Source organism: Aeromicrobium piscarium, from assembly GCF_007421815.1.
GTDB lineage: Bacteria > Actinomycetota > Actinomycetes > Propionibacteriales > Nocardioidaceae > Aeromicrobium > Aeromicrobium piscarium.
On sequence record NZ_VLNT01000003.1, the window covers coordinates 275,077 to 289,196 of the forward strand.

Sequence of the window (14,120 nt, forward strand, 5' to 3'; positions counted from 1 at the left end):
GGCGACCTCGCGGTGCTGGCGCAGGTAGGCCCCTGCGCCAGCACCGCCGCTGGCCTCGTTCATCGCATCGGGGATCGAGTGCGTGACGAAGACGACGTGCGTCCCGGCGGGCATGTCGGCGAGCGCAGACCGCGTCTCGTCCACGAAAGGGCCGACGAATCCCGGGTGGTTGTAGTAGTGCCTGAGCTTGGCCAGCTCGAGCGGGAGGTCCTCTTGGGCCTCGTAGAGATTCTCGCGGTACTGACGGCAGCCGGAGTACGACGAGTAGGCGCTCGTCACGAAGCACACCGCTCGCCGCACGCCGTCGGCCGCCATCTGCTCGGTCGTCTCACGTAGATACGGGTCCCAGTTGCGGTTGCCCCAGTACACGGGCAGATCGATGTCGTGCGCGGCGAGATCGGCCTCGATCGCCGCGATCAACGCGCGGTTCTGGTCGTTGATCGGCGACTTGCCGCCGAAGCCGAAGTAGTGCTCCCCGACCTCGACCAGGCGCTCGCGCGGGATGCCCCGACCTCGGGTCACGTTCTCCAGGAACGGCACCACATCATCGGGCTTCTCCGGGCCGCCGAAGGAGACGAGAAGCAGGGCGTCGAAGGGGCGTGGGTCCATGCCAGCGATTCTCCCACCCCCGCGGTCACGACCTTCCCCCGCACGACCGACACCGCCTCCGCCGACGGGATGACCGACGCACCGGCCGGATCGCCCTCAGAGCCGATGGATCATCGCGCCGGCGCGACGAGACTGCTGAGCATGGACACCCACGACTCCCCCGCTGTACTCGTCGCCACAGGCGTGGCCAAGACCTATGACTCGACGATCGCCCTCGACGGTGCGTCACTCTCGGTGGCCGCAGGCGAGTCGCTCGCCATCATGGGCGCCTCCGGATCGGGCAAGACGACCCTGCTGCACTGCCTCGCCGCCGTGATCGCGCCGGACTCCGGATCGATCCGCATGAGCGTTCCGGGGGCGCAGCCGATCGAGCTGGTCGGCCTCGACGAGGAAGCGCGATCGCAGCTCCGACGCACGCACTGTGGTTTCGTCTTCCAGGAGGGACTGCTGTTACCCGAGCTCTCCGCCGTGGAGAATGTCGCTCTGCCGCTCATGCTGACCGGTCATCCACGCTCCGATGCGGAGCGGGCCGCGGCCCCCTGGCTCCACGCCCTCGGCCTCGCCGGCATGGAGGACCGTAGGATCGGCCAGCTGAGCGGCGGCCAGGCGCAGCGCGTGGCGATCGCCCGCGCGCAGGTGACGGGCGCGCCGGTCGTCTTCGCCGACGAGCCGACCGGCGCGCTGGACTCGGCCACCTCCTCCGATGTGATGGACGCGCTGCTCTACGCCACCTCCGGTCAGGGCCGCAGTCTCGTTCTCGTGACCCATGACGCGGCCGTCGCGGCGCGATGCGACCGGACGCTGCACATGCGCGACGGGCGCATCGTCCACGAGGAGACGGCCCGATGAGCACGTCGTCTTCGACCACCCGCCGCATCCTCGGCCTGGTCGGGTTGCTCACCAGGCCCAGCCGTCAGGGGCGCGCAGCCATCTTGTTGCCGTTCGTGGCCTTCGCGGTCACTACAGCGATCCTGCTGACCGTCGTCTCGGGCACGTTGATGTTCGTCAACGACGACCGCCCCAGTGATGACTTCGCTCCGGGCTACGTGATCCTGAGTCTCGCGGCGCTGCTCTTCCTGGCGGTTCCGACGGTCTCCCTCGGGGCATCGGCGGCCCGTCTCTCAGCCCGCCGCCGCGACGACCGACTGGCCACGCTGCGTCTCTTGGGGGCGAGCACACGGGAGGTGAGTGCGCTCACGGTCATCGAGGCGACGATGATCGCGGTCGCCGGGAGCCTCGCCGGAATCGTGCTCTTCGGGGGACTCCTGCCGCTCGTGGCGCAACTGCGGTTCTTCGGTGAGCGCATCGGCATCGCAGCCCTGTGGCCGGGTTGGGCGGCGCTGTTGCTCGTCCCTTGCGCGGTGGCGGTGCTCGCGGGGCTCAGCGCTGTGCTCGGCCTGCGCCGAGTGCGGCTGACGCCGCTCGGTGTGCGCCAGCGCAGCGATGTACAGGGCCGGAGCCTGCGGCGCACCGTCATCGGGGTCGCCGTCCTCGCGGGGTTCGCTCTCGCCCTGTCGCAGATCGGCATGTTCACCGAGGTCCTCGGCGTGGCGGTGGTCATCGCCATCGTCCTCGGCATGTTCGGGGCGGGGCTCGCCGTGCTCAATCTCGTCGGCCCGCCCGTCATCGCCGCACGGGGCCGTGCGCTCGCGCGCAAGGCGTCTACGCCGGCACGGTTCCTCGCCGGACGCCAGCTCGCCGACCAGCCCGCGCCGGCCTGGCGACGGGTCTCCGGCCTGGCGATGATCTCCTTCGTCGCGGTCATCGGCGGGGTCGGCCTCGGCATGGCCGGACAACTCGACGAGGGCGATGCCATGGCCGAACAGGTGATCTTCGCGACCGACATGCGTACCGGCGTCCTGCTGACACTCGCCATCGCCTTCGTGATGCTCGCCTGCTCCGTGGCCGTCACGCAGGCCGCCGCGGTGCTGGACGACGGCGAGCTGATCGTCGGACTCGATCGACTCGGGATGCCGATGAGCACGTGGGAGCAGGCGCGTCGGACCACCGTGCTGTTGCCGATGCGGTGGGCGGCGCTGGGTGGAGCGGCCGGCGGATTCCTGCTAGGTCTGCCGTTGATGGGGGCGGCCGTCGTCCTGACGCCGATGGCCTTCGTCGTCGTGGCGGCCACCTTCGTCGCCGGATTCGCGCTCGTCCGACTCGCGCTCACGTCCACGCGTCCGGTCGTCACGGCAGTCCGTCGTGCCCCCGACCGGGTGCTCTGACCCTCGGGAGCCTGGGCGGTGGGTGAGCAACCAACCACCGATACCGCGAGCCCTGGTCGACCACGCACCGCCATCGCCCGGGTGCGTGACCGAGGACCGACACACCTCGCGGCCTCCCCGGTCGCACCGCACGGCGACACTACGATGGTTGGAAGTCGATGAAGTGTCGGAGGCCATAACATGCGAGATCTCGCCCTGGTGGGCACGAGCGAGGACGGTCGTTACCTCGTCGCTCGCGATCCCGCATCCGGCGCGCGTTTCCGCCTGCGGGTCGACGGCCGCCTCGCCGGCATGATCGACCGCGTGACCAGTGCCGGTCAGCGATCCTCCGGCCAGTTGGAGATTCCGATGGAGAGTTCCCTCAGCCCGCGCGACATCCAGGCCCGTATCCGTAGAGGCGAGAGCATCGAGCAGGTCGCCGAAGCGGCGGGCACCTCAGTGGACCAGATCCGCGGCTTCGCTACCCCGGTCATCGCCGAGCGCGAGCATATGGTCGACCAGGCCCGTGCCACCTCGGTGCGCCGCAAGCATGTCAGCGGCACGCCGGTCGCCCTCGGCGCACTCGTCGACGGCGCGCTGCTCGAGCGTTCGGTCACTCCCGAGGACGTGGAGTGGGACGCCTGGCGACGCGAGGACGGCCGGTGGACGGTCCAGCTCGTCCTGCCCGATGCGGACTCGGCGAGGTTCTGCTTCGACCACAAGAGCCGTTACGTGCTCGCCGACGACGAGACGGCGCGTGATCTCGTGGGCGACCTGGCCTCCGAGGACTCCCTGGACATGGCCATCGCCGATGCGGTCCGGTCGACCGCCGACGTCGTCGAGTCCGCGGCCGACCGCGAGGACACCGAACAGATCATCGATGATCACGCTCCCGTGCACTCGCTCAAGGAGGCGCGTGATCGGCGCGCGATGGAGCAGCTGTCGCTGGCCGACTCGCCCTCCGTGGAGCCGGCCTCGCAGGAGTCCGATGACACCGAGGAGTCGGTGTCGCGCGATGAGCACGTGGCCGTGCCCGACACTCCCGCACCACGCAAGAAGAACTCGCGCCGCAGCGTCCCGAGCTGGGACGAGATCATGTTCGGCGGCAAGCGCGACTGAGTGCCGCGCGCTCGGCCGGTGGCGGTACGTCAGCAACCCTTCCCCACCCGCAGCGGTACGCCAGCAACCCCACCCACGCTCGATAACGTTGACCAGCTACCCCAGCCGATAACGAAAGGTTGACGGGCTACCGCCAACGGGCGAGGGATCAGGTGAACGGCAGGACATCCGGTGACAGCGATCCGGCGTGCGCCCGGGCGGCGGTCATGCGGCGTCGGTGATGACGACGGCACAGCACCTCATAGCCGACCACCGCGGGCTCCGACTCCGGCTCGACATCTCCGACCACGATCACATCGCCTTCGGTGACCATCTCACCGTTCTCCGTGCGTGCGTTGTGGGTCGCCCGCGCCCCGCACCAGCACAGCGCCTCGACCTGAAGGGTCAGGACGCGATCGGCGAGCTCGACCAACCGCCGCGAGCCGTCGAACAGCATGGTGCGGAAGTCGGTGAGGATGCCGAAACAGAAGACGTCCAGGTCCAGCTCGTCGGCGATCTTGGCGAGCTCATCGATCTGCCACGGCGCGTAGAATTGGGCTTCGTCGCAGACCAGGTAGTCGATCGGGGCACCGTGGGTCAGCGCATCGACGACGTAATGCCAGAAGCGCAGATCGTCGGTGACCTCGACGGCGTCCGCCGACAACCCGAGCCGGCTCGACAAGGTGGCCTCACCCGCTCGGTCGTGCGAGGTGAAGATGACACCCCGCCGGCCGCGGGCTCGGTGGTTGTGGTCGACCTGGAGCGCCAGCGTGCTCTTGCCGGAGTCCATCGTGCCGCAGTAGAAGACCAGTTCTGCCATCGTGATGCCTCAGTCCGCGACGAGAACGGGGATGCGGGTCTCGGCGGGGGTGATCGAGCCGTGGAAGCCGCGCAGGCTGAGCTCCACCTTGAAGTGCCGCGAGGAGAAGACCGCGAAGTCGCCGAGCGAAGCGACCACGACATCGCCGAATCGTCCCCGTACAGCGGGGTCCAGCGGACCGAACCAGCGTTCGGCCGCCGCCTCGCGTTCGAGCACGACGGCTCGATCGCCCAATCGGTCCGCCCAGCGCGCCGCGACCTCGGACTCCGCGCCGGTGCTCGTATAGAGATGCCGGAAGCGCGCCTCCCCCGCGAACAGCTGGACAGCGTCGAACAGCTCGGGATGCTCTTCGACGTCGAAGCGGTTCTCAGCGGGCAGGTCGATCATCCCGTGATCGGCCGTCACCACGAGCACGACGTCATCGGGCAGCTCGGCGCGCAGCTCGGCGATCTCACGGTCGATCGTCGTCAGGATCTCTCGCCACTCCGGGGAGTCGACACCCTTGCCATGACCCGTGTGATCGAGGCGCCCCTCATAGGCATAGACGAAGGTGCGCTGCGGCCCCTGGCTCGCCTCGACGACGGCCTCCAATCGCTCCCACGGTCGGTCCACCCCGATGAAGGGCACGTCTCGCTGGCTGCATAGGGTCAGGCCGCTGTCGGCGAAGCGCGACTCGTTGACCACGCTGACGGCGATACCGTCGTCGCGCAGCCGCGCAGGCATCGCACGATGCGGTTGCCACTCGCGCGGATTGACATCGGCATTCCAGCTGAGGGTGTTCAAGACCTGACGTGTCCCCGGCACCCGGCAGGAGTACCCCGCCATACCGTGGACACCGGGACGCAGGCCCGTCCCGAGCGAGGTCAGGCTGACGGAGGTCGTCGAGGGGATCGCCGACTCGACTCCCTCGACCGACGCGAGACCGGACAGCCACGGCACCAGATCGGCATGGTCGCGCAACAGGATGTCGCCCATCCCGTCGACCACGAGCACGACATAGCCGCGAGCCGCGGGCAGCCCGATGGTCGAGGGGAACCCCTCAGCGCCGAGCGCCGTGCCGACCGAGCCGAGGAGATCGTGGATACCCGCGCTCATCGTCCCGCCGGCGCCACGTGGGTCGTGGCCGCTGACAGCTGCCGGGCGAACTCCAGCAACCGCTCGACGGCGGTGCCTCCGTCGGCGGCGCTGCTCAGTCGCAGGGTGAAGTCGTCGCCCGTGATGCTCCCGGAGTAGCCGTGGTCGGCTTCGCAGTTGGGATCGTCACAACGCGCCGGCTCGAGCTCCACCCGGGAGATCGCACCCCAAGAGATCGTCATCACCGCCTCTTCCAGCTGCTGGCTGTGCGCGGCCACCATCCGGGTGACGAGCACCGAGCCGACGCGCGACAGCGCGACCGCTTCGGCTGTCGTCGAGGTGTAGGGACGCGGCAGCAGGTCGTCTCCGGGGTGTTCGTCCGTATGCGCCACGATCACGCGGCTGGGCGTCAGCACCAGGACGGTCATGTGCCGACGGATCTCCTCGCGGTCGAAAGTCGGCTCGTGATGCACGACGAACGCACGCGTCTGCTCCCCCGCCACGGCATCGCGGATACCGGCGGCGACGATCTCGGGGTAGTAGCCCGCCCGCGAGATCTCGGCGAAGAGGTCATCGGCTCGGTCCAGAGAACTCACCGCGTCAGCGTATCGTTCGATGTCACGGGCTTGCTCAGGCGACGCACGTACCACTCGCCGCGGCGGTCGTTCGAGGGCACGACCTTGACGCGCGCGCTGAGCGCCACGAAGCCGTTGGGTGTCGCCGACACCGGCTCCAGGTCCAGCTCGGCGACCTCGGGCAGATCGTCCTTGAGCGCGGCGATCCGCAAGATGACGTCTCGCAGCCCGTCGACATCCACGGCCGGGGATCCCCGGTAGCCGAAGAGCATGGGTGCGGCCCGGACTCCTCGCACCATCTGCTCGGCATCGACATCGGTCAGCGGCGGAATGCCGTAGGTGCGGTCGTCGAGCAGTTCGCTGGGCGCACCGGCCAGACCGAAGGACACGAGCGGACCGAACAGCGGATCCTCGACGGCCTTGAAGGACACCGGGACGCCCTCGGGCGCCGAGCGCTGCACGAAGAAGGTGGACTCGTCGTCGACACCGGCCCAGGTGGTCAGGCTGTCCCAGGCCTCGGCCATGTCGTCCGCGTCGTGGATGCCCCGCCACACGTGCGCGAGATCGGGCCGGGCACGCAGGTGCTCGCTGCCCGCCTTCAGCACGACATCCCAGCCGAGGCTCTCGCCTGCCGCGACGGCCTCCTCCCGGGTGTGGACGATGATCCAGGTCCACAGGTCGACGCCGTAACAGGACAGGAGGAAGTGCACCTGCTCCGTCGACAGCACCGCGCCACGCGGGGCCATCTCCAGGACGCTGCGGATGAGCGCGCGGGCATCGCCGGTCCGGTACTGCCCCGAATCGTGGTATTCGCCGTGATCGCGGGAAGCCCATTCGGCATAGTTCACCGCGCGCGCGAGGGCTCGCACCGCGGCCTCCGGCGAGGCATAGGACGGCACCGAGCCGCGTCCGGCAGACCCGCCTTGGACGTCGGGGACTCGAAGCAAGACGGGGATCCCCTTGCTGGCCAGGAAGGTGGAGACGATCGGCTTGTCGGACTGTTCGCCGATCGCCGCCAGCACATTGGCGACGTCCTCGCCGCCGGTGTTGATGGGGGGCGTGTAGACGACCACGAGCGCGTCCACGTCGGTGCGCGCGAGCGCGGCCTCCAGCGCGATCTCGAACTCCTCGGCGCCGGCCCGTGCGCCCAGCGGGATCGGCGGCGCGACCTGCATCCCCTGGGCTTTGGCCGCGTCGGAGACGATCAGCGCAACAGCATCGGAGTTGCCGACCACGGCGATCCGGTTGCCACGCGGCAACGGCTGGTGCGCCAGCAGCTGGGCGACGTCGAACATCTCATCGAGGGTGTCGACCTGGATCACCCCGGCTTGGCCGAACATGGCGTCGACGGCCTTCTGAGGGGCGGAGGTGCGCTTGACTCGGTGGCCGACCGGAACGCCCTGTGTCGATCGTCCGGACTTGACCGCCACGACGGGCTTGCGCTCGCTCACTCGCCGCGCGAGGCGGGAGAATTTGCGCGGATTGCCGATGGACTCGAGGTAGAGCAGGACGACCTCGGTGGCATCGTCATTGGACCAGTACTGCAGCAGGTCATTGCCCGAGACATCGGCCCGGTTTCCCGCCGATACGAAGGTCGACAACCCGAGGCCGCGACGCGAGACGGTCTCCAGGATGGCAGTGCCGAGCGCACCGGACTGGCAGAAGAAGCCGACCCGGCCCTGCGGCGGCATCGTCGGGGCCAGCGAGGCATTGAGCTGGACCCGAGGAACCGTGTTGATGATGCCGAGACAGTTCGGTCCGATGAGGCGCATCCCGTGGGAGCGGCAGAGGTGGACCAGCTCTTCCTGGCGTTCGCGTCCCTCGGGCCCTGCCTCGGCGAAGCCCGCTGAGATGACGATGAGCCCGTGGACGCCCTTGGCGGCGCAGTCGAGCACGACATCGTTGACCGATTCAGCCGGGACCGCCACGATCGCGATCTCGACCTCGCCGGGGATGTCCTGTACCGACGGATACGCCGGGAGTCCTGAGACGGCCTCGGCCTGGGAGTTGACGGCATAGACCGCACCCCCGAAATCGCCGAGCACGAGATTGCGGACGATCATCTGGCCGATCGACGACTGTCGTCGGCTCGCGCCCACCACGGCGATGCTGCTGGCGTCGAAGATCCGATGGATCGACGCGGCCTCGGCCCGCTGCTCGCGGGCGCGCATCACGCCGAGGGCGGACTGGGTCGGATCGATGCGGAAACGCAACTGCTGGACCCCGTCCTCCAGCTGACCGGACACCGTGTAGCCCATCTCGCGGAAGACCTGCATCATCCGGATGTTCTCCGGCAGCACCTCGGCGGTGAACTCGGTGATGCCGCGTTCGCGCCCGGCTTGGGCCAGGTGCTCCAGCAACAGCTGGCCGACACCGCGGCCCTGATGCGCGTCCTCGACCAGGAAGGCGACCTCCGCCTCGGTCGGGCTGGTGGCGTCGTAGCGACCGACCGCGATGATGTCATCTTGCTGAGTCACCACGAAGGCGACGCGCTTGATGTGGTCGACCTCCGTGAAACGCTTGACGTCACGGTCCGACAACCGCGGATACGGGGCGAAGAAGCGGAAATACTTGGACTCCGCCGAGACGCGGGCGTAGAAGGCCACGAAGGCCTCGGCATCCTCAGGGACGATCGGACGGATCTGCGCCACTCGGCCGTCCTTGAGCAGGACATCGGCCTCCCAGGACTCGACAGGGTGCAGCTGGCTGGTCACACGGTCCAACGTACCGTCTCGGTCGGCGTGGCGGTGCGAGCCTCGCCTGCCGGACCAGCGACAATGGAACGTCGATCGCCCACGAGGAGAGGATGCATGGCCGCCCGCAAAGCCACCCCCGCGCCCCCGGAGGATTTCGAGGAGCACATCGTCGACACCAATGTGAGCGACGAGATGCGGTCCAGCTTCCTCGAGTACGCGTACTCGGTCATCTACGCCCGGGCGCTGCCCGACGCCCGTGATGGGCTCAAGCCGGTGCAGCGCCGCATCCTCTACACGATGCACGACATGGGCCTGCGCCACGATCGCGGGCACGTCAAGAGCGCGCGCCCCGTCGGCGATGTCATGGGCCGCTTCCACCCGCACGGCGACAGCGCGATCTACGACGCCCTCGTCCGCATGGTGCAGCCGTGGTCCATGCGCCTGCCGCTCATCGACGGTCACGGCAACTTCGGCTCGGCCGACGACCCACCGGCCGCGATGCGCTACACCGAGTGCCGGATGGACCTGCCCGCCGAGGCGATGACCTCCTCGATCGAGGAGGACACGGTCGACTTCCGGCCGAACTACGACGGACGTGAGCTCGAGCCGGCGGTGCTGCCGGCCGCATTCCCCAATCTGCTCGTCAACGGCGCGGCGGGCATCGCTGTGGGCATGGCGACCAATATCGCCCCGCACAATCTCGTCGAGGTCGTGCAGGCGCTGCGGCACCTGATCGACCACCCGGCGGCCTCCCTCGACGATCTCATGCGCTTCGTGCCGGGACCCGACCTGCCGACCGGAGGCAAGATCGTCGGGCTCGACGGCGTCCGCGATGCCTACGAGACCGGCAACGGCTCGTTCAAGATGCGGGCCACGGCGCGTATCGAGTCGATCACCCCGCGCCGCAAGGGCATCGTGGTCACCGAACTGCCGTACAACGTCGGCCCCGAGAAGGTCATCGAGGCGATCAAGAAGTATGTGCAGAACAAGAAGCTGCAGGGCATCTCGGACATCAAGAACCTGACGGACCGGCACAAGGGCCTGCATCTGGTCATCGAGCTGAAGAACGGGTTCGTCCCCGAGGCGATCCTCGAGCAGCTCTACAAGCTGACGCCGATGGAGACCTCCTTCGGCATCAACGCCGTCGCACTCGTGGACGGCCAGCCCCGCACCCTGGGTCTGCGCGACCTGCTGCAGGTCTTCCTGGACCATCGCATCGAGGTCGTCCGTCGTCGCAGCGCGTTCCGCCGACAGAAGGCGGCCGATCGGCTACACCTCGTCGACGGCCTGCTCATCGCGATCGTCGACATCGACGAGGTCATCCAGCTGATCCGCTCCAGCGAGAACCGTGCCGAGGCTCGCGAGCGCCTCCAGTCGGTCTTCGACCTCAGCGAGGCCCAGGCCGACTACATCCTGGACCTCCAGCTCGGACGGCTCACCAAGTTCTCGCGCCTGGAGCTGGAGAAGGAGGCCGAGGAGCTGCGTCGCCGTATCGAGGAGCTCGACCGCATCCTGTCTGACGAGGCCGCGTTGCGGGCTCTCGTGGGTGAGGAACTGGCCGATGTCGCCGAACGTTTCGGCACCCCGAGGCGCACGGTGCTGCTCGCTTCGGCCGGCCAGCAGGTCAATGCCGCCAAGCTCACGGTCGAGGTCGCCGACGACCCCTGCTGGGTGCTGCTCTCAGGCACGGGCCTGCTCGCTCGCACAGGTGACGACAGCGCCTTCGGCGAGGCCGGCCGGCGCGGCAAGCACGATGTCGTGGTCAGCGCGGTCGCCGCTACGGCCCGCGGTCAGGTCGGCCTCGTGTGCGACGACGGCACCGTGCATCGCCTCGACGTCCTCGATCTGCCGCTCCTGCCTCCGACCGCCGACGCGCCCACCTTGCAGGGAGGCGTCCCGCTCTCGGAGCTGCTGCTGCTCGATGCGCGGCCGCTCGCGCTGATGAGCCTGGACGACGACGGCCCCGGCGTCGCGCTCGGCACGGAACAGGGTGTCGTCAAACGCGTCAAACCCGATCACCTCGGCCGCGACAGCTGGGAGATCATCCGGCTCGAGGAGGGCGACCGATTGATCGGCGCCACACAGCTCTCCTCCGGCGAGGAGGAGCTGGTCTTCATCACCTCGGACGCGCAGCTCCTGCACTTCTCCGCCTCGCTCGTGCGTCCCCAGGGCCGTACGGGTGGCGGCGTGGCGGGCGTCAAGCTCGGCGCCGATGATCGCGTCGTGTCCTTCGGTGCGGTCCGTGATCCCGAGAGGGCCCATGTGCTCACGATCGCCGGGCACGGCGATGCGCTCCCGGGCACGCAGAACGGTTCGGCGAAGCTGAGCCCCTTCGCGATCTATCCCGCCAAGGGACGCGCGACCGGAGGCGTGCGCTGCCAGCGCTTCCTCGCCGGGGAGGACCGGCTCATCGCGGCGTGGGCCGGGGACGGCGCGCCGATGGCGTGCAGCTCCAGCGGCACGCCGATCGAGCCGCCGGAGGTCTCCGAGCGTCGCGACGGGTCCGGGCAACCGCTCTCGCAGCCTGTTCACGCGATCGCGTCACCGCTCTCGGCGACCCCCTCCGGCGTGTCAGACTGAGCCCGTGCGTACTCCGTTGCAAGTCATCGCCGCGCTCGTGGCGGCTCTCGTGCTGACCGCCTGCACCTCGGACGAGGGCTCGTCGGGGGATCCCGAGGAGCGTTTGGACGCGGCTGCGGCACGCCTGCAGGACGCCCCGGCGATCGACTTCTCGATCGGCACCGATGAGCTCCCCCGCGGAGTGACGGGGTTGCTGTCGGTCAAGGGACACGGTGACACGTCGCCGGCTTTCGAGGGCGAGGCACGGGTCGTCGCCGGCGGGACGACCCTCCCTGCCGACGTCATCGCGACGGACGGGAAGCTGTGGGTGAAGACCGGCCTGTCCTCGGAGTTCCTCAGCATCGACCCCGCCCAGTTCGGCATTCCCGATCCCGCGCAGCTCGTCAGCGGAGAGGACGGGGTACTGTCGCTACTTACCTCGGCCACCGATCTCGAGGAGGGTGAGGATGTCCGTGACGGCCGTGACGTCTTGACCACCATCACGGGATCACTCGCCGGAGCGGACGTCGCACGGCTGCTGCCGACCGCCGATGAGAGCGGCACCTTCGAGGTCGAATTCCGGCTCAACCAGGATGATGAACTCACCGATGCGGTGGTCACGGGGCCGTTCTACGCGGGCGAGGACGATGTCGCCTACACGCTGACGATCACAGCCCTCGACGAGCCGGTCGAGATCACCGAGCCGGCACGCGACGCGGGTCGGTGACCGCCCCCCGCCTGCTGCTGGCCCTTGCGGCCGTGGCGATCGGCTTCGCCGCGGCCGACACCTATGTGGTGGTGCTCGCCCTCCCCGACATGATGACGTCGGCAGGCCTCGGCGTCGATGAGATCCAGCGGGCGGCCCCGATCGTCTCCGGCTTCCTGCTCGGCTATGTGGGCGTTCTGCCACTGATCGGGCGTCTGGCCGACCTGCGTGGCCGTGTTCCGGTTCTGCTGGGGTGTCTGATCGTATTCACGATCGGCTCAGTCGTGACGGCCGGGGCCTACGATCTGGCCACGATCGTCATCGGGCGGTTCTTCCAGGGCGTCGGCGGCGGCGGGTTGATCCCGCCGACCCTGGCATTGGTGGCCGAGCGTTGGCCGCCGGAGCGGCGCGGCCTGCCCCTCGGCATCGTCGGAGCCGTCCAGGAGCTCGGCAGCGTCATCGGCCCCTTGTACGGTGCGGCGGTGCTCGCCTTCGGGACCTGGCACACGATCTTCTGGCTCAACGCCGCCGTCGGCCTGCTGATCGCCGCGGCGCTGTGGCCCCAGCGAGGTGCGCACCGGCGCGTGCGCGATGTGGCGGGGCTGCTGCTTCTGGCGGTCAGCGCCGCTGCCGCGTCGCTGGTGATGCTTCAACCTTCCCTCCTCGTCACCGATGTCACCTGGGGCCTGCCGTTCGTGCCCTTCACCGGAGACAACCGCTGGTGGTCGGCGCTCGGGTTGACGGCCGGTGCGGCATTCGTCCTCTTCGTCGTTCGCCAGGCGACGGCGAGCTCGCCGCTGCTGGACTGGAGAGGCTGGCGGACGGCCGCGTCGCAGACCGATCTCACCGGCGCCCTGGCGATGTCGGTCGCGCTCGGGGCAGTCATCGTCAGCTTCGCCTCGGTCGAGCCTGAGTCAGGGTCTCTCGCTCCGGCGGCCCCGTGGCTGCTGGCAGCCGGCGCAGCCGCGGCCGCACTCTTCATCTGGCGCCAGCGCACCGCGCATGCACCGCTGATCCCTCGCGGCGCGCTCGCACATCGCGCCGCCGTTGGAGCGGTCGTCGTGTCCTTCTTCGTGGGATCGGCGCTCATCGCCGCATTGGTGGACATCCCGTTCTTCGCCCGGCTGACGGTCGCACGCGATTCGCAGTTCGACGCAGCGCTCGTCCTCATTCGTTTCCTGATCGCGCTACCGATCGGTGCGGTCGCCGGCGGGTGGCTGTGCCGGCGGCTCCCCCCTGCGCTGCTCACGGCGGCCGGCATGTCGGTCGCTGCCGCGTCCTTCGCGCTGATGAGCCGCTGGGATGCGACGGCGCTCGACCAGGTGAGCAGCGACATCGTCCTGGTGGCGGCAGGATCGGGTTTCGGGATCGCCATCGCCCCGGTCAATGCCGCGCTGTTGAATCACACGGCGGACGCGGTACACGGTCTGGCGAGCGCTCTGCTGGTGGTCGCACGGATGGTGGGGATGCTCGTTGGAGTCTCCGCTCTGAGCGCGCTCGGGCTGCGGGCATTCCGCTCGGCGATCGCCGACATCCCTCCCGTCGAGGAGCTGTGCGGCAGCACGTCGGCCTGTCCGGAGTACAACGCCGCGGTGCTCGATGCCGGGATCAGCCAGTTGCAGGCGGTGTTCACCGGGGCCGCCGTGTGTGCGGCGATCGCCGCTCTGCTGGCGGCAGTGCTGCTGCGCCGGTCCACCACGTCACCCGGGCGGTGAGTAGGCGGCCACCTGCCGATCCCGCCGGTGAGTGAGCGTCCTTCTGTTCGCTCACAAGGACGCT

Annotated in this window: 11 protein-coding genes; 6 read left to right on the plus strand and 5 right to left on the minus strand. The window is 69.1% G+C overall.

Annotated elements, in window-relative coordinates:
• Positions 1-609, minus strand: a 609-nt coding sequence (locus FNM00_RS19190) for a ferrochelatase (protein WP_246065091.1), incomplete at its 3' end; no start/stop codon positions are given.
• 141 nt (positions 610-750) lie between these two features.
• Between FNM00_RS19190 and FNM00_RS06245 the strand changes: the two genes are divergently transcribed.
• From FNM00_RS06245 to sepH, 3 genes are all read left to right on the plus strand, one after another.
• Positions 751-1,458, plus strand: a complete 708-nt coding sequence (locus tag FNM00_RS06245) for an ABC transporter ATP-binding protein (RefSeq protein WP_221933614.1) — start codon at positions 751-753, stop codon at positions 1,456-1,458.
• On the plus strand, positions 1,455-2,834 hold the full coding sequence (locus FNM00_RS06250; protein WP_185973008.1) for an FtsX-like permease family protein: 1,380 nt from the start codon (positions 1,455-1,457) through the stop codon (positions 2,832-2,834). The genes FNM00_RS06245 and FNM00_RS06250 overlap by 4 nt, the downstream gene beginning before the upstream one ends.
• Positions 2,835-3,014: 180 nt before the next feature.
• On the plus strand, positions 3,015-3,932 hold the full coding sequence (gene sepH, locus FNM00_RS06255) for a septation protein SepH (RefSeq protein ID WP_143912492.1): 918 nt from the start codon (positions 3,015-3,017) through the stop codon (positions 3,930-3,932).
• Between the two features lie 148 nt (positions 3,933-4,080).
• Here sepH and FNM00_RS06260 read toward each other — a convergent pair whose 3' ends face one another.
• The 4 genes from FNM00_RS06260 to FNM00_RS06275 are packed head-to-tail and all read right to left on the minus strand — an operon-like array spanning position 4,081 to position 9,094.
• Positions 4,081-4,731 (minus strand): thymidine kinase, encoded by a 651-nt coding sequence (locus tag FNM00_RS06260; protein WP_143912494.1) that lies wholly within the window; start codon positions 4,729-4,731, stop codon positions 4,081-4,083.
• Positions 4,732-4,740: 9 nt separating this feature from the next.
• Positions 4,741-5,826, minus strand: coding sequence for an alkaline phosphatase family protein (locus FNM00_RS06265; RefSeq protein WP_143912496.1), 1,086 nt, complete (start codon positions 5,824-5,826; stop codon positions 4,741-4,743).
• Positions 5,823-6,401, minus strand: a complete 579-nt coding sequence (locus FNM00_RS06270; protein WP_143912497.1) for a DUF5998 family protein — start codon at positions 6,399-6,401, stop codon at positions 5,823-5,825. The genes FNM00_RS06265 and FNM00_RS06270 overlap by 4 nt, the downstream gene beginning before the upstream one ends.
• A complete protein-coding gene (locus FNM00_RS06275) occupies positions 6,398-9,094 on the minus strand; it encodes a bifunctional acetate--CoA ligase family protein/GNAT family N-acetyltransferase (protein WP_143912499.1) in 2,697 nt (898 codons plus the stop codon). Before FNM00_RS06275 ends, FNM00_RS06270 begins: the two co-directional genes overlap by 4 nt.
• 96 nt (positions 9,095-9,190) lie before the next feature.
• Between FNM00_RS06275 and FNM00_RS06280 the strand changes: the two genes are divergently transcribed.
• Genes FNM00_RS06280 through FNM00_RS06290 form a run of 3 tightly spaced genes read left to right on the plus strand, consistent with a single transcriptional unit; the run spans position 9,191 to position 14,056 of the window.
• Complete coding sequence (locus tag FNM00_RS06280; protein ID WP_143912500.1) at positions 9,191-11,656, plus strand: DNA gyrase/topoisomerase IV subunit A; 2,466 nt, start codon at positions 9,191-9,193, stop codon at positions 11,654-11,656.
• A gap of 4 nt (positions 11,657-11,660) precedes the next feature.
• Positions 11,661-12,362, plus strand: coding sequence for an LppX_LprAFG lipoprotein (locus FNM00_RS06285; protein WP_185973009.1), 702 nt, complete (start codon positions 11,661-11,663; stop codon positions 12,360-12,362).
• Positions 12,359-14,056: an MFS transporter gene (locus FNM00_RS06290; RefSeq protein ID WP_143912504.1), complete on the plus strand. Its 1,698-nt coding sequence runs from the start codon at positions 12,359-12,361 to the stop codon at positions 14,054-14,056. Before FNM00_RS06285 ends, FNM00_RS06290 begins: the two co-directional genes overlap by 4 nt.
• The last annotated feature ends 64 nt before the right edge of the window (positions 14,057-14,120 follow it).